Origin of the sequence: Pedobacter riviphilus, assembly GCF_014692875.1 — a bacterium.
GTDB classification, from domain to species: Bacteria; Bacteroidota; Bacteroidia; order Sphingobacteriales; family Sphingobacteriaceae; genus Pedobacter; species Pedobacter riviphilus.
Window position 1 is genome coordinate 22,837 of sequence record NZ_CP061171.1, and the last position, 26,162, is coordinate 48,998.

Sequence of the window (26,162 nt, forward strand, 5' to 3'; positions counted from 1 at the left end):
TGTAAAATTATTTGTTTAACTTGTTGTTTATCAGGTATTTGTTTGTGTGATGTCTTTTGTGGTATAAGAGTTGGCAATTGGCCTGTAAAATCATTACAATCATGACAATATTACTTTTTTTAATTCTCGTTCTGCTCTGCTGGGCTACTTACAAATCAATCGACTGGTTCGAAAAAATCTAACATTATGATCGCATTATTTATTATCGCCATCGCCGTATTTATCTATATGATCTACGTGCTGATCAAACCCGAAAAATTTTAATCTTTTCTCCTTACGGAACGCAATTAACAAATCAAAAAATGAACACCGAATTAATAGGCATTATCGCCACCTTCCTGCTCACCCTGGTCATCGCAATACCATTGGGTAAATACCTGGCTAAGGTTTTTGCGGGAGAAAAAGTCTGGACAGATTTTTTAAAACCTTTGGAAACTGGTATTTACAAGCTTTCCGGAATCAATATTAAAGAGCAGATGAACTGGAAACAGCAGTTAAAAGCACTGCTTACCATTAATATACTATGGTTATTTTATGGTTTTTTTGTACTTATTTTTCAGAATAAGCTTCCATTCAATCCAGATGGAAATCCTGGGATGACACCAGATCTTGCTTTTAACACCGTTATCAGTTTTGTTGCCAACTGTAATTTGCAACATTATTCCGGTGAAAGTGGCGTAAGTTATCTTACCCAGCAATATGTGCTTATGTTTCTTCAGTTTGTGAGTGCAGCTACAGGTATTGCAGCTGCGGTAGTCCTTTTTAAAGCTTTTAGAGATAAAACAACAACTGAACTTGGTAATTTCTGGGAATTTTTTGTAAAATCTATCACCCGTTTATTGTTGCCATTATCTTTTGTGATGGCCTTGATCTTGACTTTTAACGGTACGCCTGCAAGTTATGAGGGAAAAGATAAATTTATCTCCCTACAAGGAGACACGGTTAATGTTTCGAGGGGACCAGCAGCCCAAATGATTGCTATTAAACATTTGGGCACAAATGGCGGAGGTTATTTTGGTGCCAATTCAGCACACCCTTTTGAAAACCCAAGCTACTTTACCAATATGGTTGAAATGATTGCACAAACCATTATTCCTTTAGCGATGATCATTGCCTTTGGTTATTTCATCCGCAGAAAAAAACTAGCCTGGACCATTTTTGGGGTAATGACCATTGGTTTGTTCATGCTACTACTACCCACTTTAAGTTCAGAATTAGGTGGAAATCCGGCCCTGGCCAAAATGGGTATCGCTCAAACTACCGGAGCTATGGAAGGCAAAGAAGTGCGTTTTGGTCCGGCAGCTACCGCTTATTGGAGTACATTGACCACCGTAATTTCTACCGGATCGGTAAACGGTATGCACGATAGTACCATGCCTTTAACTGGATTATGGCAATTGTTGGCCATGATGATCAATTCATTCTACGGGGGCTGTGGTGTTGGTTTATTGAATTATTTCATTTACCTGATTGTTGCCGTATTTATTTCAGGCTTGATGGTTGGTAGAACGCCGGAGTTTCTTGGGCATAAAGTAGAAGCCAGAGAGATTAAAATTGCGGCCATTATCACTTTGTTGAGTCCATTTTTGATCCTGGCAGGAACTGCAATTGCAAGTTACATCTTCACTAATCATGGCAATGCTGCATGGGCTGTTCAGCCTAAGAGCTGGCTTAATAACCCTGGTTTCCATGGGTTTTCAGAAATGTTGTACGAAATGACTTCATCAAATGCCAACAATGGCTCAGGCTTTGAAGGATTAGGCGATAACAATATCTTTTGGAATCTATCTACGGGGATTGTAATTTTCTTAGGCCGTTTCTTGCCGATTATTGGCCCGGTTGCCATCGCTGGATTATTAGGCGCTAAAAAATTTATACCTGAATCAGCCGGTACGCTTAAAACGGATACCAAAACCTTTGCACTAATGACTTTTGCGGTGATCATCGTGTTAAATGCACTTTCTTATTTCCCCGCCCTAGCTTTAGGCCCGTTGGCAGAATATTTTACTATGCTTAAATAATAAGAATTGTCACCAATAAACTTAGGATGACAAACCATACCATAATCTGTGAAATCGATTAAATCTGAGAAATCACATAATAAATAAAAAAATGAAACCCAATAATAAATTGTTCGAACCTGCCTTGGTGCAGACCGCACTAAAAGAATCTTTCATCAAGCTTGATCCAAGGGTAATGGTACGAAACCCGGTGATGTTTACCGTAGAAATCGGAACGCTGGTAATGGCTTATGTTACCATATACTCTTTCAGCCATAACGGGCAGGGATCGCCTTTATACAATTTCTTTATCTTTTTAGTTTTATTGCTTACCGTACTGTTTGCAAACTTTGCCGAAGCCATTGCCGAAGCAAGGGGTAAAGCACAAGCCGATAGCCTTCGTAAAACAAGAGAAGAAACACCAGCTAAAGTGCTTTTAGCAAACGGAACCATCGAGATCCGTTCATCAAACCAGTTAAAAAAAGGTGATGTGTTTATTTGTGAAACTGGCGATACCATTCCTACTGATGGAGAGATTATTGAAGGTATTGCGACTATCGACGAATCGGCCATTACAGGTGAGTCTGCCCCTGTAATCCGTGAATCAGGAGGTGATAAATCTTCGGTAACCGGAGGTACAAAAGTTTTATCAGATGAGATTAAAGTTCAGGTGAGTACTGCTCCCGGAGAAAGTTTTTTAGATAAAATGATTGCTTTGGTTGAAGGTGCATCACGTCAGAAAACACCAAATGAAATTGCTTTAACCATTTTATTGGCCAGTTTTACTTTGGTATTCATCATTGTATGCGTAACCTTGAAACCTTTTGCCGATTATGCCAATACACCGATAACCATTGCGGCATTGATTTCCCTTTTTGTCTGTCTGATTCCAACAACCATCGGCGGACTTTTATCTGCCATTGGTATAGCCGGAATGGACAGGGCATTAAGAGCCAATGTAATTACCAAATCGGGTAAAGCGGTAGAAACTGCAGGCGATATTGATGTGTTGCTATTAGACAAGACCGGAACCATCACCATTGGTAACCGTAAAGCCACCAATTTTTATCCAACTACAGGGCTAAACATTAAAGCTTTTACCGATGCCTGCGTACTAAGCTCGTTGGCAGATGAAACCCCAGAAGGAAAATCGATTGTTGAACTGGCTGCTGAGCAGGGTATCAAATCTTCCGGAACACCAGAAGGATCTACATTCATCAAATTTACCGCCGAAACCCGCTCAAGTGGCTTAGATACAGCCGACGGGAGAAGGATTAGAAAGGGTGCTTTCGATTCGATCAGGAATATAGTTGAAAAAGCTGGAAATATTTTCCCTTCCGACATTGAAAATCATGTGAAAACTATTGCTACCAATGGAGGAACGCCACTTGTGGTGTCTGAAAATGAAAAAGCTCTTGGCGTAATTGAGTTACAGGATATTATTAAACCTGGCATCAGCGAACGTTTCGAACGCTTGAGGAAAATGGGTGTGAAAACAGTAATGGTTACTGGTGATAATCCATTGACTGCTAAATACATCGCAGAAAAAGCTGGTGTTGATGATTTTATTGCAGAGGCTAAACCTGAAGATAAAATGAACTACATCAAAGATGAGCAAACAATGGGTAAACTGGTAGCAATGATGGGCGATGGTACCAATGATGCCCCAGCTTTGGCCCAGGCCGACGTGGGTGTAGCTATGAACAGTGGAACACAGGCTGCAAAAGAGGCAGGTAATATGGTTGATTTGGATAACGACCCAACCAAATTGATCGAGATTGTGGAAATTGGTAAACAATTGCTGATTACCCGTGGTACACTCACTACTTTTTCCATCGCAAATGATGTGGCCAAGTATTTTGCCATTGTTCCGGCTTTGTTTATTGCGTCTATACCAGCTTTGCAAAGCTTGAACATTATGGGCTTGCATTCGCCAGAATCAGCTATTATGTCGGCTGTTATTTTTAATGCCATTATTATTCCAATCCTGATTCCGCTAGCATTAAAAGGGGTTGCCTATAAACCTATCGGTGCAACTGCTTTATTACGTAGAAACCTATTTATATATGGTATTGGTGGTGTAGTAGCCCCGTTTATAGGCATTAAAATAATCGATTTATTGGTCGGTTTATTTGTATAAAATTTTCGTCATTCCCGCGTAGGCGGGAATCGTAATGCAGGCGCTTTAAGATTCCCAATCAAGTTGGGAATGACGAATCGAATAAGAATTTAAAAAAATATTATGAAAAAGTACATTATTCAATCTATCCGCTTAACCCTAGTCCTATTGGTACTGTTATGCGTAGTATATCCTATCAGTGTAGCCCTTATCGGTAAAATGTCTAAAGGGCACGGTGGAGGAGAAAAAATCACCAAAAACGGTAAAACCGTAGGGTATGCATTATTGGGTCAGTCGTTTACCAAACCTCAATATTTCTGGGGAAGACCATCAGCTGTGGCCTACAATGCAGCAGGTTCTGCAGGTTCTAACAAGGGACCATCTAATCCCGATTATTTAAAAGAAGTGCAGTCGCGTATCGATACCTTATTGAAATATAATCCGGGCATTAAAAAATCAGATATCCCTGCCGATATGGTTACCGCATCAGGAAGCGGACTTGATCCAAATATTTCGGAACAAGGTGCCGCCATTCAGATCCAGAGAGTTGCCGCTGCCCGTAAAATCGATGTTAAAAAAGTGAAAGAACTTGTAGCTATGAATACCCTGAAACCATTTATGGGTGTTTTTGGTCCTTCATCGGTAAATGTGCTAAAATTAAATCTTGCCCTTGATGAGCTTAATTAACAGAATCGTCATTGCGAGAAAGCTTTTTCAGCCGACGAAGAAATCTTTATCGCACTGGTCGCTAGCATGAAAGATTGCTTCGTCGTTCCTCTTCGCAATGACGACATTTCTTAGGTATCTGTTATCCTGAACTTATCGAAAGACAAAAAGTTGTTCTTTTTAATGATTAAAAGGTCTTCTACAAACTCAGATTGACAACAATTTAAGTAAACAATTTCCCAAACAATAACAATGGTAACGTTTTAAGGTCTGGTGTCAACAAGCCAGGGCCTTAGGCTTTGCCCAATACGAAACAATCAGATAAAATGAAAAAAATACTGTTACTTGCTGCTACACTTACAACAGGATTCTTTGCTAAAGCACAAGAAGAACCAAAAATTAAAGTAAGCGGTTATCTTGAAGCCTATTACGGATACGATTTTAATAAATCTGCAGACCATAACCGCCCAGGCTTTATTTATTCCCACAACCGCGCAAACGAAGTAAACCTGAACCTTGGTTTTATCAAGGCAGCTTACGATAGTGGAAATATCCGCGCCAACTTAGCGGTAATGGCCGGAACTTATGCCAATGCCAATCTTACTGCTGAGCCAGGAGTTTTGAAAAATATCTTTGAGGCCAATGCAGGTGTGAAATTATCCAAAACAGAAAATCTTTGGATTGATGCCGGAATCTTTTCTTCGCACATCGGTTTCGAAAGTGCGGTTTCGAAAGATTGTTGGGTGCTTACCCGAAATATTTCTTCAGAAAATACACCTTACTATGAATCGGGCGCGAAAATTACTTATGGTACCAAAGATGGTAAATTTACGGCTACCGCATTGTACTTAAACGGATGGCAGCGCATTACCCGCCAGAATGGAAATAATAAACCTGCAGGCGGACTTCAGCTAACCTGGAAACCAACAGACAAGATCACGGTAAACTACAGTAATTATCTTGGAACTGAAGGCGCTGATTCGGTTAGGGTAAACAGGTTTTACCACAACGTTTACGGTATCTTTCAGGTTACTGATAAATTTGGTGTAACCCTTGGATTTGACTATGGAACTCAACAGAAACAAAAAGGCAGTGATGATAAAAACGAGGTGATCTCACCTGTGGCAATACTTCAATATAAATTTGCACCTAAATGGGCTGTTGCCGGAAGATTTGAATATTATGAAGATAAAAACGGGGTTTTTATTGCAACAGGCACGCCACAAGGTTTTAAAACCAAAGGTTATTCCTTAAATCTTGATTATTCGCCAATAGCCAATGCCGTTGTACGGCTAGAAGGAAAAGCCTATGATAGTAAAGATAAAATTTTTGCAAGAGAGGGGGCAGCGGTTAACGCCAATGCTAGCCTAACAGCAAGTATTGCGGTATCGTTTTAATACGCGGTTCGTCATTCCCAACTTAATTGGTAATGACGATTACTCATTAAGATTTGTCACCCTTGAGCTTGTCGAAGAACTAGCCAAAATGTATGGTAAAGCATTTCGACAGGCTCTCCGTAGGAGTCCTTTGGACAACGTGACTAGAATAATTTTAATATTAAAAGAATGCATCCTTATATAGAAATATTGTTCAGTCTGTTTTTAGCAACCTCTGGAATGCTGATGATCAGAAAACTCAGTTCATTAAAAAGGAGAAGAACATCCAACGTAAAGAACAGTTACGCAACAGAAAAACAGATCAAACTGATTTCCAAAAAGATTTCACTTAAATTTACGATGGTTTTATTCGCCCTTATTATGATTGTTGCCATCACCATATTAATAGAAAAAGGAATAATGACTGTTACCTGGTAAAGATCATGGAAGAAGAACAAAAGGAAGAATCGGTTAAACACTTTTTAGATCTGGTTAAAAAATCCAGGCGTGGAAAGCTCAAAATCTATATCGGCATGAGTGCTGGTGTGGGTAAAACTTATCGTATGCTTCAGGAATCGCATGCACTGCTGCGAAATGGCGTAGATATTTGCATCGGTTATGTTGAAACCCACAAAAGAGCAGAAACAGAGGCCCTCGTTGCCGGCCTTCCTGTCATTCCAAGGCGCAAAATTTTCTATCGGGGTAAGGAAATCGAAGAGATGGATCTTAAAGGAATTATAAACCGCCATCCGGAGATTGTTATTGTCGATGAACTTGCCCATACCAATGCTGAAGGCAGCAAAAACACTAAACGCTGGCAGGATGTTTTCGATCTGCTTGAGGCAGGGATCAGCGTAATCTCGGCCGTAAATATCCAGCACCTGGAAAGCATTAATGAAGAAATTGAGCAGATTACGGGTATAGCTGTTACCGAACGCATCCCAGATAAGATACTGGAAATTGCCGACGAGATCGTAAACATCGACCTTACGGCTGACGAATTGGTTACCCGCCTTAAAGAGGGTAAAATTTACGATCAATCTAAAATCGAAAGGGCATTGGGCAATTTTTTTCAGTCAGATAAAATTCTTCAGCTGCGCGAGCTGGCCTTAAAAGAGGTGGTACACCAGGTAGAACGGAAAATCCAGACCGAAATTCCCAAATCGATTAAACTTAGACCCGAACGCTTTTTGGCCTGTATTTCTTCTAATGCCGAAACTGCAGGAGTGGTAATCCGGAAAACAGCAAGACTGGCTTCGTATTACCGATCACCTTGGATCGTGCTGTATGTGCAGAGCGATAGTGAAAGCATGGAACGCATTAAACTGGATAAGCAACGCCATCTGATTAACCATTTTAAACTGGCTACCGAGCTTGGGGCCGAAGTGATCAAAGTGAAAAGTAATGCGATAACCAAAACCATCATTGATATTGCAAACGAAAAAGAAATTACGACCATTTGTATTGGCAAACCCCATCTTAATATTTTTCAGGTTATTATGCGTACTGCGGTTTTTAATGGTTTATTGAAAAATTTAGCAATGAAAGACATCGATCTGGTGATTCTATCTTAAATAAAAATGACTGATCACATCATTCTCGAATAATCAAAACCATATCCCTTTATATTGGGTTGAAATAATAACGTGATATGGAAAAAGGATACTAAACGTTTGATTAATTTTATCGTAAACATTATTTAAAAATCAAAGAATGGATTTACAGTTAAAGAATAAAACAGCTTTTATAAGCGGTTCTACCGCTGGTATAGGATTCGCAATTGCCGAAAGTTTATTAAAAGAAGGTGTAAAAGTAATTATCAATGGCCGGTCGCAAAGCAGCGTAGACGATGCCGTGAAATCGTTGCAAGGTATTGCCGGGAACGAATTTATTTCGGGCATTGCCGCTGATTTTTCGAAGGCAGATGAGGTAAGTAATTTGATTGATAAACTACCAGAGATAGATATACTGATCAATAACGCAGGCATTTTTGAACCTAAAGCTTTTGAAGAGATCAGTGATGAAGATTGGTTTAGGTTTTTCGAAGTCAACGTAATGAGCGGAATCAGGTTATCACGACAGCTATTCCCTAAGATGTTAAAGAAAAATTGGGGTAGGATTATTTTTATCTCCAGCGAATCGGCTGTGTTTATCCCGGATGAAATGATCCACTATGGTATGACTAAAACGGCACAACTGGCGGTTAGCCGTGGCTTGGCAGAATTAACTCAAGGTACCGAGGTAACTGTCAATTCAATTTTGCCCGGCCCTACAAAATCAAAAGGGGTTGGCGGTTTTATTGAAGATTTAGCCAAAAATGGAAATATTACCATTGCTGAGGTAGAGGCCGATTTCTTTAAGAACATGCGGCCTACTTCATTATTGCAACGCTTTCTTGATGTGAGTGAAATTGCAAATGCAGTTACTTTTTATGTAAGTCCGTTAGCCTCGGGAACCAATGGGGCTGCCATTAGGGTAGAAGGCGGTTTAGTGAGATCGATATTGTAGTATGTTATAGCTGATTTGGGAGCCTATAGGTACGCTAATGAACTTTTAATTTTTAGACGCTAAAAAAGACTTCTAATAATAATGATGTGCAAAAAATATATTTTTTTGCTGCACATAGGGGTAAGTGTTGTATTTGTTGTCTCATTTTAAAATTAGACAGAAATGATTACAACTTCAACAAAAATTAAAAATAGTTTTGCAACAAACTTCAACTTCAAAAAAGCATCTGGTGTTAAAGCATTGGGTTTAGCGATATTATTAAGCACAGGTTTAAATAGTTTTGCACAGGAAGGTAAAAAGGGGAAAGTAAATATTGGTTTGGTATATCCGGTAAGCACAAACGGAACCCACGCAGCGCTAGATACAAATGTATTTTCTTTAAATGCTTTGGTTGGTGTTTCGGCAGCAGAAAAAGGGCTCTCATTCGCAGGCCTTTCCAATATTGTGCGTAAAAATACAAGCGGTACACAGTTCGCAGGTTTTTCCAATCACATTGGTGGCAAAGCAAGCGGGGCGCAGTTTGCAGGTTTTATCAATACTTACGGTGGTGGAAATGGAGTTGCTATTGCTGGTTTCGCAAATATCTCAAAAGAAAACAGCGGTGTACAGGTAGCCGGTTTTATGAACTGGACTTCGAAAAACGTTTCGATAGTACAGGTTGGAGGTTTTATGAACAAAGCTGCTGATGTAAAAGGATCGCAAATTGCAGGTTTTATCAATGTAGCAAAGAAAGTAAAAGGCGTTCAGCTTGCCGGTTTTATTAACGTGGCCGATAGCAGCGATTATCCGATTGGGATTATCAATATTGTTAAAAACGGTGAGAAAAGTATTGCTTTAACCACCAACCAGAATTTAACTACCATGGCTACATTCAGATCGGGCGGGAAAGTATTATACGGTATTATTGGGGCTGGTTATAACTTCAAAAATAAAGATGAGGTTTATGCTTTCGAAGCAGGTTTAGGTGCTCACTTTTTTCAATCAGAACATTTTAGGTTAAATGCAGAACTTACCGCGGGTTCATTGCAAAACTTTAAACGGGGCAATTATTTCAAATCTACCTTCCAGTTACTGCCATCACTTAGGATAGGCCAAAATTTAGAAATTTTTGCAGGGCCATCGTTCAATTTTGTGTCAACCAATACCGAAGAGGGAAAAAACTTACAGAAACACTATGTAAAAAGCTGGGACAGAAAAGACAATACCTTACATGCCCTGTTTTTAGGTTATACAGGTGGTTTGGCCATTAGTTTTTAGATAGGTGAATGATTGAATGACTGAGTTTTGGATGATTGAATTTTAAGTGATCGATTTTAATATTCTCTCATTCAATCCTTCTCCCTCAATCACTAATTCTCTCATTAAATTATTAAAAATATATATTTGACTACAATTAAACCCGTGGAATTAACAGCAGTAGCTTCCGAAATTAGCCATCAATACCATGATGATACCGCATTTGAACATTTGTTCAAAACGCATTACAATGCGCTGCATGCTTATGCTCAGGTGATTTTAAAGGATGAAGATGTTGCTGAGGAAATTGTACAGGGAATGTTCTTGAAGTTTTGGGAAAAAAGGGAAAACCTTAAAATACAATCTATAAAAGCATACCTCTACAAATGTGTTTACAACGATAGTTTAAACTATATTAAACAGGAAAAAACCAAAAGCAAATACCAGGAATTTACGGTACACACCATGAATACAGAACATGAACCTGCCGCTGCAAAAGTTGAGTTTTCAGAGCTACAGCAGCATTTAAGAGATGCCCTGAATCATTTACCCGAGCAATGCCGCACCATTTTCCAAATGAGCAGGTTCGAAGAATTGAAATACCGCGAAATTGCCGATCATTTAGGTCTATCAATCAAAACGGTAGAAAATCAAATGGGAAAGGCTTTAAGGATTTTAAGACTAAAACTTGCCGATTTCCTGGTGTTTATTTTACTCGGATTATGGTATTACAACGATTTTTTTAATTAGAAGAAAGCACATGACTGATGAATTATTGATAAAGGTTCTTCTAAAAGAAAGTACTATAGAAGAAAACGAAAAGGTAGAAAACTGGCTAAATGCTGCTGAGGCCAATAAAAAACATTTCTTGCAGTTAGAAACCATCTGGAACGTAAGCAACACCCTAAAAAACGAAAATAAAAGGGATGAAGAACAGGCATGGGCAAGTTTTAAGACAAGAAGAGCAGATTTAAAACCAGCGGTCAACAATATTAAGCCATTAAATCTTGGTAAGATTTGGCTAAGGATAGCTGCGGTATTGTTTATTGCGGTGGGCGGTTGGGTGGCATATAGTTTATACAGCCGCGGAAATTATACTGAACTCGCGGCTACCAACCAGGTGCGCACCGAAACCTTGCCCGATGGATCGGCCCTTACCTTAAACAAGAATTCTAAAATAAGTTATGCTGCTAACTTTAAAAACAACAGAAAACTGAAATTGGAACAAGGTGATGTATTTTTTGATGTAGCTAAAGATAAAATCCATCCTTTTGTTATCGACATTGAAAAAATCAGTGTAGAAGTGGTAGGTACCTCGTTCAACATTAAGCATATAAAAAAGGATACCGAAATTAACGTAGAAACCGGGATTGTGAAGGTTCGCCTGGCCAACAATGAAATTAAGCTTTATAAGGGCGAAAAGATCTATATCGACGGAAATACCAGCAAACTGGTAAAAGAACAAAGCACCGATCAACTTTATAATTACTACCGTAGCAACATGTTCCAGGCCAATAATATTGCTTTATCCAAACTGGTGATTACCTTGAACGAGGCTTATGGAAGCAACATCACTTTAGATGAAAAGATTAAGGGCTTAACCATTAATACCACTTTAAAAATGGGATCGATAAACCAGAATCTTGAAATTATCTGCCAAACCTTAAATTTACAGTTATCCCGTAACGGCAACAGCATTTTGTTGTCTGCTAAAAAATAATGAAGACAAAACTGATTATCTTATTGCTCTTTATTTCGGGCTATTGTAGCGCACAGGTTACCACCGTTGATTATAGAAGGAATTTATCAAAAGGAGTAAGTTTAAATGTTAAGCAGGAACGGATTGGCAATGTTTTGCAGATGATAAGCAAAGCTGGCGGATTCTATTTTTCTTACAACGGAGTATTATTCCGACAGGATAGCCTGGTTAGCCTGAATGTGAAAAATGTTCCGGTGCGCGAGGTTTTAGATCAGCTATTTGATGGTAAGGTAGATTATAAAGAAAATGCCGAATACATTATTCTTCGTTATGCCGTAAATCATTTAACAATAGAAGCAGAGCACATTGCTAATGGCGACAATGAATATGCAATAAGCGGTTATGTAGTTGATACCAGAACCGGAAATAAAGTTAAACAGGCCAGTGTTTACGAAAAAAAACTGCTTCAGGCTGCGCTTACAGATAACAATGGTCATTTTACCTTGCGTTTTAGGGGCGAGCACAGTGGCGTAATTTTAACGGCAAGTAAAGAAACCTATCGCGATACAGCCCTGGTTTTTTTGGCTGACATCAATATAAAGCCCGGGAAATACGAAGATCCAGATAAGGAGAAGGGCGCATTTTTTACCAACACTTTTGGAGGACGAGGGATATGGCGTTTTTTGCTCTCCTCAAAGCAACGTATCCAGAATCTGAATATTCCTAATTTTTTGGCACAGACACCTTTTCAGGCATCGTTTACCCCTGGCTTAAGCTCGCATGGCAGCATGAGTTCGAGTGTAGTAAACAAGGTATCTTTAAATATACTTGGTGGTTATACTGCCGGAACAAATGGCTTTGAAATAGCGGGGGCGTTTAATTTAACCAAAGGCGATATTAAAAAGATTCAGGTAGCAGGTTTATTCAATGTAGTGGGCGGATCAGTAAAAGGCACTCAATTTTCGGGTGCCTACAACGATGTAAATAGGAATGTAGATGGTTTACAGGTGTCCGGTTTGTTGAACAGGGTAGAAAATAAGGTAAGGGGAGTACAATTGGCGGGGGTTGGTAACCTCTCGGGCAAAGATGTTAAAGGAGCGCAGGTAGCCGGACTGATTAATGTGAGCAAAAATACCACAGGAGTTCAGCTGGCAGGTGTATTGAATAAAACATCGGGCCGTTTAAAGGGTATGCAGCTTGCCGGATTGGTTAACCATGCTCAAAATATGGACGGTTTTCAACTTGGCGTGGTAAATCTGGCCGATTCATCATCAGGCATCAGTATTGGGTTGATCAACCTATCCAATAATGGCTACCGCAAAATAATGGTCTATAGCAATGAGGTAATCAATACCAACATCGCCTTTAAAACCGGAAATGCCAAATTATACACCTTATTAATTGCAGGTAAAAATTTTTCTGATACTGCCCATGCATTTACTTTTGGATTAGGCCTTGGTCATGATTTTATATTAAACAAACGCTTCTCCATCGCCGCCGAAGGAACGATCCAATCTATATATCTCGGCAATTTTGAAGAAGCAAACAACCTGTACAGGATACAGAGCTACTTACAGGTTAACGCTTTATCCCGTCTTACTTTTTTTGCCGGACCTGCTTACTCATATTATGTAAGGAGAGGAGTAGTTCCTAGTGAAAATTATAAAAAGGAATTAGCTCCTGCCTGGCAGCACAGCTTTAAAAACGGTGCCCAGGGTTGGTTAGGCTGGAACTTTGGTTTTATGTTTTCTCTATAGATCGTTTATTTTACCGATTTATGGCTTCAATTAATTAAATGGCTATATTTGATTACCAATTCTATGCTTATGTTATTATTCGCTGTTCCATTATATTTTATTGCGTTTTTTGGCTGGATCGCTTATACTGCCTTGATTAAGAAAAATTTGAAACAAAATATGCCAATGTTTTATTTTGGAGGTGTATTTAGCTTGATCTGGATTATGATTATAACGATTGTCTATATTTAAATACACCAATCATTATAAAAAGGATTGGACTCCTGCTTTCGTCATTATTTTAGAGAAATCTATTATCCAGATAAAGATGGAGAGCTGTCGCCTCAAACTGAATGAAAATTGTTTTCAAAGGTTTTTATAAAAGATAAAATCACCACTGCCATAAGGTTGTCACTATACCCTGCTAAATTTGCTACATAGTTTGAATAATTTATGTACAATCTGTTCGGGAAAATTATTTTATGGATTGCGAAATAGTGGAAAACAAAGTAAAGAATATAGAAACTTTTTGCCCCACCAACATCAAAGAATGGCGGGATTGGTTAGCCACCCATAATGAGTTTAGATCATCTGTTTGGCTTGTTTATGGCAAAAAGGGCTCTGGTTTGCCAAGCCTTACCTGGAGTGAAGCTGTAGATGAAGCTCTTTGTTTTGGCTGGATAGACAGTATAAAAAAGCCCATCGATAGTGAGCGGTTTATGCAGTTTTTTTGTAAACGGAAACCCAATAGCGTTTGGTCGAAAATCAATAAAGAAAAGGTAAAGCATCTGTTGGCACAAGACCTTATCGTAAAAGCAGGTTTAGAAACCATTAAAAGGGCAAAACAAAATGGGGCATGGATAGCTTTAGATACAGTAGAAACACTTAAAATACCTAAAGATTTAGCCTTAGCATTTAAAAACAGTAAAGACGCAAAGATTTTTTTTCTTGGCCTAAGTAAATCGGCTAAGAAAGCCATTCTGCAATGGATTGTAATGGCAAAAAAAGCAGAAACCCGGCAAAACAGAATTCTTGAACTCGTAAAATCTTCATCAGAAAACGTATTGCCAAAGCAATTTCTCCGCTAATGGGCAAGCCATCTAAATGAACTGTTTAGTTAAATACCTACATTTTTAAAATGGATATTACCAAAAGATTTGACCGGATACTACAGATATTTTTTTTATTGCAATCTAAATCTGTAGTCACTGCAGCAGAATTACAAAAGCGGTTCGAAATCAGTTTAAGGACAATTTACAGGGACTTAAAAGCCCTTGAGATTGCCGGTATTCCGATCGTAAATGAATCGGGATCTGGCTATTCGATTATGGAAGGTTTTAGGCTTCAGCCATCGAGGTTTAGCCAGGAAGAAATTCTCAGTTTAATGGTTGCAGAAAAAGTGATGCAGAAACATGAAACCGAGTTTATTAAAAAACATTTTGAGGTGGCACTTATCAAAATAAAAAGTTCTTTTCAGGTGAATCAAAAAAGAGATTTCCTGCATTTAGAAGATACAATACACCTTAAAAACGATTTTAAATCTAATGATTACCTGCCTAACATTATCGATGTTTTACTCAACAGTACCTTAAGGAAAAAAATAACCCATATCGATTACCTCAAAGGCGGTGATATTCATACGGTCGGAAGATCAGTAGAACCCATCGGTGTATTTTACGAACACAGCCTTTGGTATCTTTTAGCCTATTGCCATTTAAGGAAAGATTACCGCAATTTTAGGTTAGACAGGATTAAAAAAGTTTTAGTGCTTGAAGAGAACTTCACCATTACTCATCCACCAATTAACGAATTCAGAGATAAAGGCCTATCCGAAAATATAATGAAAATCGAAATCAGGGTAGACCGGAAGTATGCACATTTTCTATATTGGGAACGACAGATTTTCGGATTTACAGGCGAAGAAATTTCAGATGATTTTGTGATCATGTATTTCGACTGTTCCCTTTCTGTTGTTTCTTTTGTCCGCTGGTTTCTTAAATTTGTTGATGTTGCTGAAATTATAGAACCGGCTCATTTAAACAACGAGCTGATTGAAATAATGGAATCTGGTTTGAAGAGAATAAAAAACAAAAGCGCTTAATAAAGCGCTTTTGTTTTTAATAACGGTCCCAGAAAAATGGAGGCTCAATGCCTAATGCCCTTAAATATACAAAGCCTTGCCCGCGGTGGTGTATTTCGTTATCAATGAAATACAAAAGGTGGCTAATGATCGAAAACTCGTATTGCCCGAATAGTTTAATTGTTTCGTGAAGTTGATCTTCAGAGATCTGGTTAAAGTATTCTACAATTTTTGGTGTATCCTCATCCCATTTTGTTAGTAGCTCTTCTTTGCTATTAAGCGGAAGATCATGACTAAAAGGAGCTGTTTCTCTGGTGACCATTTCTTTTAAACCAGGAACATTAATCGATAACAACTCTTTAATTAATGAAGAAAAAGGCCTCATTCCACCGACCGAAAATTCGAATAATTCTTTCTCGGGAAATTTTTCAATGGTTTTTCTGGTTAGTTTTCTGTGGCCTAACCAATGCTGTAGTAATTCGCTTTTAGTAATCATAGTTGTTGACATCTTGTTATATTAATTTAATAGAACAAAACTAAGACTGGCCTATGACAGCTGTTTGTCAGTCGAAAAACAGCATATTGTTTTTTGTTAAAATTTCTGTTTATTCTTTAGAATCTGATAAGCAGGACTAATCTTTAAAAATCATAAAATTTGCAGTTTTTAAAGAGGCCACAAGTTCATTTACTTGTCTTGTAATACGGTAGCAGATAAATCTTGTGTTTGGTTGATATGCTTCCGGTACATATTGCCCCAGTCAGACATCGCATCCAGCATCGGTTTCATGGTACGGCCCAAATCGGTTAGGCGATATTCTACCCTTGGCGGTACCTCTGGAAAAACAACGCGGGTAATAATCTGGTCTTTCTCCAGTTCTCTTAACTGCGCTACCAACATCCGCTCTGATATACCGATAATGTCTTTTTTAAGCTCGCCATAGCGCATGGTGCCATAAGAAAGGCGACACAATATGGCGGGTTTCCACCTTCCGCCGATTACCGCCAGCGATGAGGACATGCCACAGCTGTCGATCATCATTTTTTCGTTCAAAGCGTTGGTTGATGTTTCTTTCCTCATTTCTTACTTTTTTGTTAGTACCTAACAATTCGTTGCTTACCTGCAAATGTAAAGTATCTCTTTTACTTTAGCATAAAATTTAAAAAATACAGATGAAAAAATTAACAGATAAAATTGCCCTGGTTACTGGAGGAAGTCGGGGCATAGGTGCGGCGATTGTAAAAAGATTAGCTGCCGAAGGTGCAAAAGTAGTATTTACTTATGCCTATTCACCAGAAAAAGCTTCGGCTGTAGTGGCCGAGGTTGAAGCTGCGGGTGGGCTCGCTGTGGCATTAAAAGCAAGTAGTACAGTACCAGCTGAAGTAACTGGCGCAGTGGCTAAAACAATTGCCGATTTTGGCCACATAGATATCCTGATCAATAATGCCGGTATTTACATTGGAAAAGCCTTTGAAGAGCATACCCTTGAGGATTATAATGAAATTATGGCCGTTAATGTCCAGGCAGTTTTTGTGGCGGCTTTGGCTGCGGTAAAAGGCATGCCTGAAGGTGGTAGGATCATTACCATCGGCAGTAACATGGGCGATAATGCGGTTGGTCCAGAAACCACTTTGTATACCATGAGTAAATCGGCACTTCAGGGTTTTACACGTGGTTTGGCACGCGATCTTGGTGCCCGTAAAATTACAGTAAACCTGATTCAGCCCGGACCAATCAATACCGATATGAATCCCGCAGATGCACCATTGGCTGATTTCTTAAGAACCCGTATGGCATTGCCAGATTATGGTACTGTAGAAGATATTGCATCATTTGTAAGCTTTATTGCAAGTGAAGAAGCCAGGTACATCACCGGGTCGTTTTTAACAATCGATGGCGGATTGAATGCTTAAGGCGATTGCTGATAAAATCAGGTTTTGGTCGGGAGGGCAATTCCCGATCAAAATATTGTGAAAAATAGGTGAGACTAAATCATCTTACTATTAACTGCACGTGAAAGTGCCTCTACCATATTACTCACCTCCAATCGTTCAAAAATCCGTCGCCTATAATACTTTACGGTATCAGGTGCAACAAATATTTTTTCGGCAATTTGGTTAATGGTTAAGCCTTGTGCATGCAGCTGCAATATTTCGATTTCCCTCTTGCTGAGTTTTGGTTTCTCTGATTTATGCCAGATTTTACTTTCGATATTTAACGCCCACAGCTCATCGGTACCCTGTTTGTAAATATAGATATTGCCGGCCTGCTGATGGTGCGAGATGGAAACAATGCACATCGCTTTCCACATTTTACCTTCGCCAGTTAAAAACAAGGGCGTAAGTTTATGGTTAATCAGCGTGGGTTTACCTTCCTGGTTAATCAGATGAAAATCGTAAGTAATGCTATAGTGTTTTTTTTCTCCATCAGGTAGTTTGGCGAAAAAATCGAACCCGGCTTCGTTAATCAGACTCAATAATGCAAGATCCTTTTCAGGTACATTTTTAAAATAAAATTCATAGCCTAAATCCAAAACTTCGTTAGGCGAATAACCACATAAAAATAAAGGGTTTTCTGAAACATACTCAAACGCCATTTTTTCGTAATCGATCACATATACGCTTTCGTAGGTTAAGCGCGCAAAAGCTTTTATAGCTTCCATGTAATCTTGCTGAAGAAGGTCTTCAGTTGATATTTTTTCAACCTTATTCTTGGTAAGCAAAGTGGAGGTAATGCTGTCTTTCATTTAGGGGATGGCTTAATAGCAAATTTACACTAAAGTGTAGTCTCTGAAAATATTTTTGTGCCCACTTTTACAGAAAAGATTTGAACGATGAAAAAATGGTCTGAATTAAGCTTGGCAGAATTAAACAAAACCAGAGCGAAGTTAAAGGGAGCCTTAATTGGATTTATCGTATTTGGAGTGCTTATTTCTTTAACCTTGTTTTTGCTCAAGGCAAAACTAGTGTTATTCATCCCGGCAATGGTGTTGCCCATTACCTGGTTGCCGATCTACAGCTCCTTAAAATCGGTAAACGATGAGATCAGATTACGTAATGCACCAAATGTTAACCAATAAACTTTATGCATACTGATCTAATAAGTTGCAGAAACTGCAGTCATGTTGTAAATGATGATTTTTGTGGACGTTGTGGTCAGCCAGTCCATGTTAAAAGGGTAGATGCGCATTACATCCTACATGAAATCCAACATGTTTTACATTTCGAAAAAGGAATACTCTTTACGGTAAAAGAACTGCTGATCAGGCCTGGTCAGAATATCAGATCATTCATTACTGAGAACCGCAGCCGATTGGTAAAGCCCGTTATATTTATCATCGTTAGCTCGTTAATTTATACGTTAATTAGTCATTTCTTTCATATTGAAGAAGGTTACGTTGAATTTACCGAGGTAAAAAAAACAAGCATCGGTTTAATTTTCGATTGGGTACAGGGGCATTATGGTTATGCCAATATTTTAATGGGTGTTTGCATTTCCTTGTGGTTAAAACTATTTTTTAAAAAATACAGCTACAACTTCTTCGAAATATTAATCCTGCTGTGCTTTGTGATGGGGATTGGCATGTTAATCATTTCTGTTTTTGCCATTGTCGAGGGGCTTACCAAAATCAGTTTGATGGAGGTTTCGAGCATTATAGTGGCAGTCTATAGTACATGGGCTATAGCACAGTTTTTTAACGGGAGAAAAGTGGCAAGCTACTTAAAAGCAATTATTGCTTATGGCCTGGGGATGTTAATGTTTGGCCTTTTGGCAGTGTTTTTAGGAGTTTCGATTGATCTACTGATTAAACATTAAACTTTCGTAAAATCGCTCCAATTTCTAATCATCTAAAACTAACCAATGTTTATTTATCTTCTCGAAGGATCGTCATTGCGAGAAGGCTTTTTCAGCTGACGAAGCAATCTTTACAGCGAGGATCACCTATATGAAAGATTGCTTCGTCGTTCCTCCTCGCAATGACGAATTTCTATAGGAATCTGTCAACGGTAGCGTGGCAAACTTTTAAAGAAACTTGTTTTATGATATAATCTCTTTTTATGTTAACCAAAACCAAGTCGCCATTGCTTTTTGCAATTCGCTAGTCTCTATCAAATCATCTGTAGCCCAGGCTACAATTCCATCAGGCTGGATCAATACTGCACATAGACCCAATTGATTTTTCGCAGTTTTCGAAATATAATCAATCTGATTGTATTCGCTGGCTAACTCTCTGATTGCGGTATTGTGGTTAAAATCAAGCAGTATGCCCTGGCCATTGTGCATCAGTTGGCCAATTTTTGTCTCATCTTCAAACTCAAAGTTAGGAACACTGCAGCCAACCAGCGGATGTTTGCCATCGAGATTAATTTGGGTAGAAACACCCCACACTCTTCCTGCAAAATAGGTAGCACCATCAGTGGTATTGATAAGATCGGTAATAATGGCATGCAAAGCGCGGGCATTGGGTTCGGGTTTCATAATCGCTGCCTGAGCGCGAGACCAATCGAGCACCTGTGCACCAATTGGATGTCGCTCTGTGCCATAACTATCCAATAAACCTTCAGGAGCTTTCCTGTTGATGGTTGCCGCGAGTTTCCAGCCCAGGTTCATGGCATCGCCCAAACCCAGGTTAAGTCCCTGGCCGCCTAAAGGTGCATGAATGTGCGCAGCATCGCCAGCTAAAAGTACACGTCCGTTGCGGTAACTTGTCGCTTGCCTTGCGCGGTCCGTCCAGGTGCTAGCAATATGTAGCGTACTGATGGTAACATTGGTATTTGAAACACGGCGCAGTACCTCTTGCAAATGTTCGCGTGTAACTGGCTTTGCCGAACCATGAAATGCACCACCATCAAAATCCTGTATGGCCAGATAACCTGGCTGCGATTGCATGTACATGCCTGTTGGCGTTACGTTTCGTCCTGGTTTAAGCAGTTCCGGATTGAGGATGTCTACCTTAGCCGTGTAACCAGTAAATTCAGGCTCTGTTCCGGCAAATTCGAAGCCGCCCGTTTTGCGTACTACACTTCGGCTTCCATCGCAACCTACAAGCCATTTACTTTCGAAAGATTGCCCACCCGCCTGTACAGTTACACCTTCGTTATTTTGATGGAAGCTCGTAATGGCAAAACCTCGTTTAATTTCAACGCCCAAGATTGCTGCACGCCGGGAAAGTACCGTTTCCAGCTCCTCCATTTCGGTAATTAAACTGGTAGGTGTAGAACTTGGTAGGCGATATTTCCATTGGGCAGTATCAATATCACCGTCGCGAAATGGAATGCCAGCGAAATGTCCTGCCTGGCGACGTGGCCCTTGCACGGCATTTTGGTGAGGGTTTTTAAGGTGTTTATGAATTTCAAGTTCTTGCAGCAGGCCACGGCGATAAAGTGCTTCAATTGTTGGTGCCGACAAGCCACGGATACCGAAAGGAAGCTGTTTTAAAGGCGAGTGAGCTTCCACTGCTTTTTCGAGTATCAGTACCGAACATTTGGCTAAAGCCAATTCGCAGGCCAGGAACAGGCCTACAGGGCCGGCACCAGAAATAATAACATCGTAAATTGTATGGGTGTGGTTGTTTTTTTTATTTTTAAGTGTTGTGTTCATATCGTATGATTAAAACACAAAATTCAGCAATGTACTTAAGTTAGGCTTGTATAAACGCGACAATCCTCCGTTGGGTTCAGGAGGAGAGATTAAGAAGGTCGTTGCTTAACGCTTGTTTGCCTTTTTTGGCCTTTCGGGCAAATGCCGCAGGAGTAGTGCCGCTGTAACGTTTAAATTCCCTGCTGAGGTGCGGTTGATCGGTATAACCAAACTCATGCGCCAAACTGGTCAGGTTGGCATTCGGATCAAGCCACAATTGGTTACGTACCTGCTCAAAACGCATTAGGCCCGATACATCTTTAACTGTATGGCCTGAAGATCGTTTAAAGTTTCTTTCCAATGTACGCACCGTTACATGGGCTGCTGCCGCTACCTCACTCACAGGTATGGTACCCTTTGCTTCCTGCATGGCAATCCCGGCTTTGAACAACATACTGTTAGCAGCAACCTGCGCTCTTGCCTGTAAGAAATATTGCTTTACCGCTGCTACTGCTTCATCTATTTTCCCATCAAGAATAAATGCATTTAGTTTGGGTTGAAGCTGAGCCATGGGGTGCTCAAATAGATGTAATCCATGCTTGTCGGATGGGAGACCGAGCAAATCGAATACAGTCCACGGAAAGCACCTGATCCCAATGATCTCAAAACGGTTTTTCGTGTAAAAAATAGCAGGCTGATTAAGTAATCCCATCATAAAAGGTGAGGGTAGTGGACGCAATTCTCCACCTGAAGAAATGCTACAGCCGCTGCCAAAGTGAAAAATGATCTCCGCGTAACCATCAGGTACAACTTCAAAGCTCGATAGTTCTGCTCCAGATACTCTCCTGTTGTACCAAAAGCACTTTATCGTATCCTGTAGTTCTTCAGGAGGTTCGAATTCTTGATGATGCATTTTGAATGGCGGCATATTCGGGAGGATTGGATTTAAAAAAAGGCACTTCTTATGAAAAATTTATAGCTTCCGGCACTAGGTTATAGATTTGCTAATGCGTTGTTCTATTTCGAAAATAACTTTAAAACTTGCTCCCTCACCCAGTATTGAGTTTACCTGAACTTTTAAGTTAAGGTAATTCGCTATGCTTTTTACAATGGCAAGTCCTAACCCATAGCCCGCATTTTCGGCATGACCGGTTTTTTTAAAACGATCAAATACATGCGGTATATCTTCTGCTTTAATACCTTGGCCACTATCGCTAACCAGAATAGAATAATAACCTTTTTCAAGATGATCAGAAATCTGTATGCTTCCATTTTCTTTGTTAAACTTAATGGCATTGTTAATTAGGTTATAAAAGAGCTGAAACAAAAGGTCATGATTGATATGGCTTAAACGTTTGTTATGGCTAAGCTCGATGTCGATTTGAATGTTTTTCTCTTCGAGCCTATGGCCTATTTCTTCCACCATTTCATTGAAAAGTGTTTGGGGTTCTATCTCCTCCTGTTTGGAGAACTGTTCATTTTCTATTCTCGAAATGAGTAGGAGCGAACGCGATATTTTCTTTAACCGCTCCAGTGTTTTCATCATGTCAACAACATGTTCCTGTACCGCTTCGGATGCCGATTCCTCAGTAAGCAGATTTTCCATCTTGTTTTGTAATATACTAATGGGCGTCATAAACTCATGCGAGGCGTTGGCCGTAAATTCCCGCTCTTTTTCAAAAGCCTCATTAATCTGGTCCATTAACGAAATGAGCGAATGATCGAGGTATTTAAAGTCTTGTGTACTGGTGTTAATATGGCCATGTTTCTTTTTAAAAGGAAACCGGCTATTAGTTAATCTTAATTTGATAATCTGACCGAGTGGTTTGATTAACTGCCGCGTAAAAATCAGGTCAATGATAATACTTAGGGCAATAAGGATAATGAGCACATATAAGGCAAAGCGTTGGAGCGCATCATTATAAAGGTTAATGCTGGCGGTGGTTTTGCCGATTTCTAAAAGGTAGTTTTTTTTGTTTTTTTGAAAAGTAAAACTCAGTACTCGATAAGCGATGGTATCCTGCTCCACAATACGTTTGGTATCGCGTATGGTATCTAATTTTAGTGTTTGTGCTACCGTTTCGAGTGCAATGTATTCATCTTTCAGCATGGTGTAGCTACCATAACTGTTATCCCCTTCGAAGTAATAATCTATTCCCTTTTTATTGATGTTTTGGAGTACTTTTTTCTGCTGGTTTCTAAGCGAAAAATTGGTGTAGTTAGAAGCAATCTGCCTGATTAAAAAAGGGAGCAACAGGATAAACAGACCTACAATGGCGAGTTTAGATCCCGTAATAAATAAAGTGAGTTTAGTAGATAGTTTCAAATTACTTCTTAATTCTATAACCAACGCCTCTAACGGTTTCTAGCCATTCGGTAGAGGCATAACCATTTAATTTCTTCCTGATATTTTTAATGTGTGCATCAATGTAGTTTGAGTCGTAATCATCATCAACAAAGTTGCCCCAAATATGTTCGCTCAATTGCATCCGGGTAAGCACCCTGTTTTTATGTAGTAAAAGGTAGCTTAAAAGATCAAATTCTTTGCGCGAAAGTTCAATCTGCTCCTCCTCAAAAAATACAAAGCGTTTTTGCAGATCGATGCTAAAATTTCCGAGGGGAATTAACTCTTCGGCCACTTTAAATTTTCGCCTGGCAATGGCCTGCATCCGCGATTGAAGCTCGGGTAAAAAAAAAGGCTTCGCTAAATAATCATCTGCGCCCATGTCTAAGCCGGCCACGCGGTCTTCTAATTTACCTCTGGCGGTAAGAATAATATAGGCTGCATCTGGATTGCTTTTCTTCGCCTTGCTGAGCAGTTCAAAACCATCGCCATCTGGCAGACCTAAATCAATCAGCACATAATCATATTGATTTAACTCTAGCTTATTAAAGCCCTGTTTAAAGCTATGGGCCAGGTCGCATAAGAAGAAAGCTTTTTTAAGAAACTTTTCCATTTCAAAGGCAAGCGTTTTTTCATCTTCTATGATCAGTACCTTCATGTTGATTAAAATTGGTAGTAAACTGCTAAACCAAAGAAAGATTGTTGGTGTTTTACATTTTCTTCTTTTCTGTTTCCAAGTATGGAGAATTGATAACTGGCTTCGGCAAGGAAATTTCCATTACTCCAGTTTAAAGGTAACTTAAAATTGTAAGACAATAGCTTAAACTGATTGACTGTGTTTTCCACTACCTCGCTGGTGTTTCCATTAACTATTCCGGGCGCGGTATCACTTTTTCCCTTTCCATTTCCATTCGAATTTTGCCTTTTGTTTTTTTCGATGATATAGGTTTCATAAAAGTGGGTGGTACCCGCTGTAATCTCGATAGCTGGTGTAATTGAAATGAGATTCTTTTCGTTGAACACCGTTCCCAGTTCAATTTCTTTTGAATTTCCAAAACTGATAAATCCATCGGTTTGCTTTCCAAAGGCCAAATCTAAGCTAAGATCTGTTTTAAACCAAGGCCAGTGGTAGGCGGCCGATGCATTGATGTTATTGTTATTGGATGCCTGGAGCAAAGGAGAATTAGCAGGGAAAAAAGAATGGGTATAGGCTAGTCCGGCAGTAAATTTTTCATTAAACTCATAATCGTAACCTATGCCTAAATCTGTTTCCGAAATGGTTGAGCCATAGTTTAAGAGCTTATAACCACCGCCCGAAAAATATAAACCGCTTGGAAACCGTAAGGTGGCGTTAAAGAGTACATACGGGTATTTTTCAGGGGTAACCTGTCCGTAATAATTAATGTTACTATTGTACATGGCCGCAAGTGTAAGCGTAGCTTTTGTCGAATCTTGCTGCGCTTTTACATTCGATATGACCAAAAACGAGAAGAAAATTAAGAGACGGGTGCGCATATATTTATGGCCTTTTAATCTTAGGTTTAATAATCTTGATGGGTTTTACCTTTACATTGGGCTTTACCGCCATGGGTTTTAGCTGTTTTTTGGCTTTTGGTACTTCTTTGATTTGAAGTGGCTCAGGTTTTTGATTTTCTAGTTGTTTATCTTTTTTTTCTTTATCCTGTTTTTTAATCAGTTCTTCTTGAAGATTTGAAACAGTTAAAGCGGTAGAATCTTGTTGCACGGCAAAAACACCCGATAACGGGGCAATTGCCAGGCAAAAAATAACGGCGAATCGGATCATTTTATAAATATAAAAAAAGTTTACCCCCTAAGAGGTAAACCCTACCTAAAAACCACCATACATGGTGCGCTCACATTTCAAAAGTAGATGGGCAACATGAAATTAAGATGAAAAAAATAAATTTTAAATTTCATGTTGGTTTCATCTTCGGCCATCAACTTTGAAGCGTAAAACTTTAAATAAAATCTACAGTTATGAAAACAAATTTTGTAAATACCATTTTAGCCGTCTTCGTCGTAATCGGGATGACTGCCTTTTATGGATGTAAAAAAAATGAATCAAGCCAGGGAACAACTAAAGTTCAGATTAAAATGACCGATGCTCCAGGTAACTTCGATAAGATCAATTTAAGTGTAAAAGAGATTGTACTGGTATCGGGCGATAAACCTTATGTATTTGCAGCCAGCGCGGGTATATTCGATATTCTTGATTTTAGGATCGGCACCAGTAATCCTGATATTTTGGTTGCTTCAGGTGAAATGCCTTCAGGTGAAATTACCGAAATCAGACTGGTACTTAACGAAACCGGAAATACCATTGTGGTAAATGGTGTTCAGCAGGAACTTAAAACGCCAAGTGCACAAACATCTGGCTGGAAGGTGAAATTAACCGCTAATCCAGAATTGGTTGAAGGCGCTGCTTATACATTACTATTAGACTTTGATGCGGCGAAATCTATCGTAAGCACCGGAAACGGAAAATATTTATTAAAACCAGTGGTACGTGGAATTGCATCGGCCACTACTGGATTAATCTCTGGAACTGTTTTGCCTTTAGCAAGCCATCCTGAAGTATTGGTTATTGCAGGTACAGATACTGTGGGTACCGTTGCAGATCCTTTAACAGGTAAATTTACAGTTGGTGGCTTATCTTCTGGTACCTACTCGGTTAAATTTGCACCGGTTGTTGGTTATAGAGATAGTACCATTACTGCTGTTAAAGTGGCTTTAGGTCAAAATACATCGCTGGGCACGGTTACTTTAAAACAGTAAAACCCCATTATTCATATCTAAATT

The 26,162-nt window shown here is 39.3% G+C and carries 27 protein-coding genes; 18 read left to right on the forward strand and 9 right to left on the reverse strand.

Features of this window, described 5'->3' with window-relative positions; translation table 11 throughout:
* Positions 1–186 precede the first annotated feature (186 nt).
* From H9N25_RS00110 to H9N25_RS00175, 14 genes are all read left to right on the forward strand, one after another.
* Entirely contained in the window at positions 187–264 is a 78-nt protein-coding gene (locus H9N25_RS00110; protein ID WP_082035969.1) for a potassium-transporting ATPase subunit F, read from the forward strand.
* Positions 265–302: 38 nt separating this feature from the next.
* Positions 303–2,021 (forward strand): potassium-transporting ATPase subunit KdpA, encoded by a 1,719-nt coding sequence (gene kdpA / locus H9N25_RS00115; RefSeq protein WP_190327520.1) that lies wholly within the window; start codon positions 303–305, stop codon positions 2,019–2,021.
* A 91-nt stretch (positions 2,022–2,112) separates the two neighbouring features.
* The gene (gene kdpB / locus H9N25_RS00120) at positions 2,113–4,140 is read left to right on the forward strand and encodes a potassium-transporting ATPase subunit KdpB (protein ID WP_169501872.1); all 2,028 of its coding nucleotides are present in this window, start codon (positions 2,113–2,115) and stop codon (positions 4,138–4,140) included.
* A 102-nt stretch (positions 4,141–4,242) separates the two neighbouring features.
* Complete coding sequence (locus tag H9N25_RS00125; RefSeq protein ID WP_167292733.1) at positions 4,243–4,806, forward strand: K(+)-transporting ATPase subunit C; 564 nt, start codon at positions 4,243–4,245, stop codon at positions 4,804–4,806.
* A 305-nt stretch (positions 4,807–5,111) separates the two neighbouring features.
* Positions 5,112–6,182, forward strand: coding sequence for a porin (locus H9N25_RS00130; RefSeq protein WP_190327521.1), 1,071 nt, complete (start codon positions 5,112–5,114; stop codon positions 6,180–6,182).
* Between the two features lie 168 nt (positions 6,183–6,350).
* The gene (locus tag H9N25_RS00135; RefSeq protein ID WP_169501874.1) at positions 6,351–6,599 is read left to right on the forward strand and encodes a hypothetical protein; all 249 of its coding nucleotides are present in this window, start codon (positions 6,351–6,353) and stop codon (positions 6,597–6,599) included.
* A 5-nt stretch (positions 6,600–6,604) separates the two neighbouring features.
* On the forward strand, positions 6,605–7,735 hold the full coding sequence (locus H9N25_RS00140) for a sensor protein KdpD (RefSeq protein WP_167292739.1): 1,131 nt from the start codon (positions 6,605–6,607) through the stop codon (positions 7,733–7,735).
* A gap of 139 nt (positions 7,736–7,874) precedes the next feature.
* Positions 7,875–8,669 (forward strand): SDR family NAD(P)-dependent oxidoreductase, encoded by a 795-nt coding sequence (locus H9N25_RS00145; protein WP_190327522.1) that lies wholly within the window; start codon positions 7,875–7,877, stop codon positions 8,667–8,669.
* A 162-nt stretch (positions 8,670–8,831) separates the two neighbouring features.
* Positions 8,832–9,926, forward strand: a complete 1,095-nt coding sequence (locus tag H9N25_RS00150; RefSeq protein WP_223833515.1) for a hypothetical protein — start codon at positions 8,832–8,834, stop codon at positions 9,924–9,926.
* Between the two features lie 144 nt (positions 9,927–10,070).
* Positions 10,071–10,655 carry an RNA polymerase sigma-70 factor gene (locus H9N25_RS00155; protein ID WP_167295428.1) on the forward strand — a complete coding sequence of 195 codons (585 nt, stop codon included), beginning with the start codon at positions 10,071–10,073 and terminating at the stop codon, positions 10,653–10,655.
* A 10-nt stretch (positions 10,656–10,665) separates the two neighbouring features.
* A complete protein-coding gene (locus H9N25_RS00160) occupies positions 10,666–11,625 on the forward strand; it encodes a FecR family protein (protein WP_190327523.1) in 960 nt (319 codons plus the stop codon).
* Positions 11,625–13,361: an STN and carboxypeptidase regulatory-like domain-containing protein gene (locus H9N25_RS00165; RefSeq protein WP_190327524.1), complete on the forward strand. Its 1,737-nt coding sequence runs from the start codon at positions 11,625–11,627 to the stop codon at positions 13,359–13,361. The genes H9N25_RS00160 and H9N25_RS00165 overlap by 1 nt, the downstream gene beginning before the upstream one ends.
* Positions 13,362–13,822: 461 nt before the next feature.
* On the forward strand, positions 13,823–14,428 hold the full coding sequence (locus tag H9N25_RS00170) for a YdeI/OmpD-associated family protein (RefSeq protein WP_190327525.1): 606 nt from the start codon (positions 13,823–13,825) through the stop codon (positions 14,426–14,428).
* 50 nt (positions 14,429–14,478) lie between these two features.
* Positions 14,479–15,441, forward strand: a complete 963-nt coding sequence (locus tag H9N25_RS00175; protein WP_190327526.1) for a helix-turn-helix transcriptional regulator — start codon at positions 14,479–14,481, stop codon at positions 15,439–15,441.
* A gap of 16 nt (positions 15,442–15,457) precedes the next feature.
* On the opposite strand, the gene H9N25_RS00180 is transcribed toward H9N25_RS00175, so the two are convergent.
* Together H9N25_RS00180 and H9N25_RS00185 are read right to left on the reverse strand one after the other, a co-directional pair.
* The gene (locus tag H9N25_RS00180; RefSeq protein WP_223833516.1) at positions 15,458–15,916 is read right to left on the reverse strand and encodes a DinB family protein; all 459 of its coding nucleotides are present in this window, start codon (positions 15,914–15,916) and stop codon (positions 15,458–15,460) included.
* Between the two features lie 189 nt (positions 15,917–16,105).
* On the reverse strand, positions 16,106–16,498 hold the full coding sequence (locus tag H9N25_RS00185; protein WP_190327528.1) for a winged helix-turn-helix transcriptional regulator: 393 nt from the start codon (positions 16,496–16,498) through the stop codon (positions 16,106–16,108).
* Positions 16,499–16,590: 92 nt separating this feature from the next.
* Here H9N25_RS00185 and H9N25_RS00190 point away from each other — a divergent pair, with 92 nt between their 5' ends.
* A complete protein-coding gene (locus tag H9N25_RS00190) occupies positions 16,591–17,331 on the forward strand; it encodes an SDR family NAD(P)-dependent oxidoreductase (protein WP_190327529.1) in 741 nt (246 codons plus the stop codon).
* 74 nt (positions 17,332–17,405) lie between these two features.
* Here the strand turns inward: H9N25_RS00190 and H9N25_RS00195 are convergent, their stop codons facing one another.
* On the reverse strand, positions 17,406–18,164 hold the full coding sequence (locus tag H9N25_RS00195) for a response regulator transcription factor (RefSeq protein WP_190327530.1): 759 nt from the start codon (positions 18,162–18,164) through the stop codon (positions 17,406–17,408).
* A gap of 87 nt (positions 18,165–18,251) precedes the next feature.
* On the opposite strand from H9N25_RS00195, the gene H9N25_RS00200 reads away from it, so the two are divergent.
* Both H9N25_RS00200 and H9N25_RS00205 read left to right on the forward strand, forming a co-directional pair.
* Entirely contained in the window at positions 18,252–18,497 is a 246-nt protein-coding gene (locus H9N25_RS00200) for a hypothetical protein (protein ID WP_190327531.1), read from the forward strand.
* Between the two features lie 5 nt (positions 18,498–18,502).
* Positions 18,503–19,234, forward strand: a complete 732-nt coding sequence (locus H9N25_RS00205; protein WP_190327532.1) for a DUF3667 domain-containing protein — start codon at positions 18,503–18,505, stop codon at positions 19,232–19,234.
* A 240-nt stretch (positions 19,235–19,474) separates the two neighbouring features.
* Here the strand turns inward: H9N25_RS00205 and H9N25_RS00210 are convergent, their stop codons facing one another.
* The 6 genes from H9N25_RS00210 to H9N25_RS00235 all read right to left on the reverse strand — a co-directional run bounded on the left by H9N25_RS00210 (position 19,475) and on the right by H9N25_RS00235 (position 25,146).
* Positions 19,475–21,019 (reverse strand): FAD-dependent monooxygenase, encoded by a 1,545-nt coding sequence (locus H9N25_RS00210; protein WP_190327533.1) that lies wholly within the window; start codon positions 21,017–21,019, stop codon positions 19,475–19,477.
* A gap of 76 nt (positions 21,020–21,095) precedes the next feature.
* Positions 21,096–21,911: a helix-turn-helix domain-containing protein gene (locus H9N25_RS00215; protein ID WP_190327534.1), complete on the reverse strand. Its 816-nt coding sequence runs from the start codon at positions 21,909–21,911 to the stop codon at positions 21,096–21,098.
* A 75-nt stretch (positions 21,912–21,986) separates the two neighbouring features.
* On the reverse strand, positions 21,987–23,324 hold the full coding sequence (locus H9N25_RS00220) for a sensor histidine kinase (RefSeq protein ID WP_190327535.1): 1,338 nt from the start codon (positions 23,322–23,324) through the stop codon (positions 21,987–21,989).
* Between the two features lies 1 nt (position 23,325).
* Positions 23,326–24,000, reverse strand: coding sequence for a response regulator transcription factor (locus H9N25_RS00225; RefSeq protein ID WP_190327536.1), 675 nt, complete (start codon positions 23,998–24,000; stop codon positions 23,326–23,328).
* Positions 24,001–24,005: 5 nt separating this feature from the next.
* Complete coding sequence (locus H9N25_RS00230; RefSeq protein WP_190327537.1) at positions 24,006–24,857, reverse strand: hypothetical protein; 852 nt, start codon at positions 24,855–24,857, stop codon at positions 24,006–24,008.
* A 4-nt stretch (positions 24,858–24,861) separates the two neighbouring features.
* Positions 24,862–25,146, reverse strand: a complete 285-nt coding sequence (locus H9N25_RS00235) for a hypothetical protein (RefSeq protein WP_190327538.1) — start codon at positions 25,144–25,146, stop codon at positions 24,862–24,864.
* Between the two features lie 194 nt (positions 25,147–25,340).
* On the opposite strand from H9N25_RS00235, the gene H9N25_RS00240 reads away from it, so the two are divergent.
* A complete protein-coding gene (locus H9N25_RS00240) occupies positions 25,341–26,138 on the forward strand; it encodes a DUF4382 domain-containing protein (protein ID WP_190327539.1) in 798 nt (265 codons plus the stop codon).
* Positions 26,139–26,162 lie beyond the last annotated feature (24 nt).

Excerpts from the sequence above, each read along its gene's own strand:
- H9N25_RS00160 (WP_190327523.1), top strand. The coding sequence starts at position 10,666 with ATGACTGATGAATTATTGATAAAGGTTCTTCTAAAAGAAAGTACTATA.
- H9N25_RS00170 (WP_190327525.1), top strand. The coding sequence starts at position 13,823 with ATGGATTGCGAAATAGTGGAAAACAAAGTAAAGAATATAGAAACTTTT.
- H9N25_RS00205 (WP_190327532.1), top strand. The coding sequence starts at position 18,503 with ATGCATACTGATCTAATAAGTTGCAGAAACTGCAGTCATGTTGTAAAT.
- kdpB (WP_169501872.1), top strand. The coding sequence starts at position 2,113 with ATGAAACCCAATAATAAATTGTTCGAACCTGCCTTGGTGCAGACCGCA.
- H9N25_RS00195 (WP_190327530.1), bottom strand. The coding sequence starts at position 18,164 with ATGAAAGACAGCATTACCTCCACTTTGCTTACCAAGAATAAGGTTGAA.
- H9N25_RS00175 (WP_190327526.1), top strand. The coding sequence starts at position 14,479 with ATGGATATTACCAAAAGATTTGACCGGATACTACAGATATTTTTTTTA.
- H9N25_RS00240 (WP_190327539.1), top strand. The coding sequence starts at position 25,341 with ATGAAAACAAATTTTGTAAATACCATTTTAGCCGTCTTCGTCGTAATC.
- H9N25_RS00185 (WP_190327528.1), bottom strand. The coding sequence starts at position 16,498 with ATGAGGAAAGAAACATCAACCAACGCTTTGAACGAAAAAATGATGATC.
- H9N25_RS00150 (WP_223833515.1), top strand. The coding sequence starts at position 8,832 with ATGATTACAACTTCAACAAAAATTAAAAATAGTTTTGCAACAAACTTC.
- H9N25_RS00130 (WP_190327521.1), top strand. The coding sequence starts at position 5,112 with ATGAAAAAAATACTGTTACTTGCTGCTACACTTACAACAGGATTCTTT.
- H9N25_RS00210 (WP_190327533.1), bottom strand. The coding sequence starts at position 21,019 with ATGAACACAACACTTAAAAATAAAAAAAACAACCACACCCATACAATT.
- H9N25_RS00235 (WP_190327538.1), bottom strand. The coding sequence starts at position 25,146 with ATGATCCGATTCGCCGTTATTTTTTGCCTGGCAATTGCCCCGTTATCG.
- H9N25_RS00225 (WP_190327536.1), bottom strand. The coding sequence starts at position 24,000 with ATGAAGGTACTGATCATAGAAGATGAAAAAACGCTTGCCTTTGAAATG.
- H9N25_RS00190 (WP_190327529.1), top strand. The coding sequence starts at position 16,591 with ATGAAAAAATTAACAGATAAAATTGCCCTGGTTACTGGAGGAAGTCGG.
- H9N25_RS00200 (WP_190327531.1), top strand. The coding sequence starts at position 18,252 with ATGAAAAAATGGTCTGAATTAAGCTTGGCAGAATTAAACAAAACCAGA.
- H9N25_RS00140 (WP_167292739.1), top strand. The coding sequence starts at position 6,605 with ATGGAAGAAGAACAAAAGGAAGAATCGGTTAAACACTTTTTAGATCTG.
- H9N25_RS00135 (WP_169501874.1), top strand. The coding sequence starts at position 6,351 with ATGCATCCTTATATAGAAATATTGTTCAGTCTGTTTTTAGCAACCTCT.
- H9N25_RS00125 (WP_167292733.1), top strand. The coding sequence starts at position 4,243 with ATGAAAAAGTACATTATTCAATCTATCCGCTTAACCCTAGTCCTATTG.
- H9N25_RS00230 (WP_190327537.1), bottom strand. The coding sequence starts at position 24,857 with ATGCGCACCCGTCTCTTAATTTTCTTCTCGTTTTTGGTCATATCGAAT.
- H9N25_RS00165 (WP_190327524.1), top strand. The coding sequence starts at position 11,625 with ATGAAGACAAAACTGATTATCTTATTGCTCTTTATTTCGGGCTATTGT.
- H9N25_RS00145 (WP_190327522.1), top strand. The coding sequence starts at position 7,875 with ATGGATTTACAGTTAAAGAATAAAACAGCTTTTATAAGCGGTTCTACC.
- H9N25_RS00180 (WP_223833516.1), bottom strand. The coding sequence starts at position 15,916 with ATGATTACTAAAAGCGAATTACTACAGCATTGGTTAGGCCACAGAAAA.
- kdpA (WP_190327520.1), top strand. The coding sequence starts at position 303 with ATGAACACCGAATTAATAGGCATTATCGCCACCTTCCTGCTCACCCTG.
- H9N25_RS00110 (WP_082035969.1), top strand. The coding sequence starts at position 187 with ATGATCGCATTATTTATTATCGCCATCGCCGTATTTATCTATATGATC.
- H9N25_RS00215 (WP_190327534.1), bottom strand. The coding sequence starts at position 21,911 with ATGCATCATCAAGAATTCGAACCTCCTGAAGAACTACAGGATACGATA.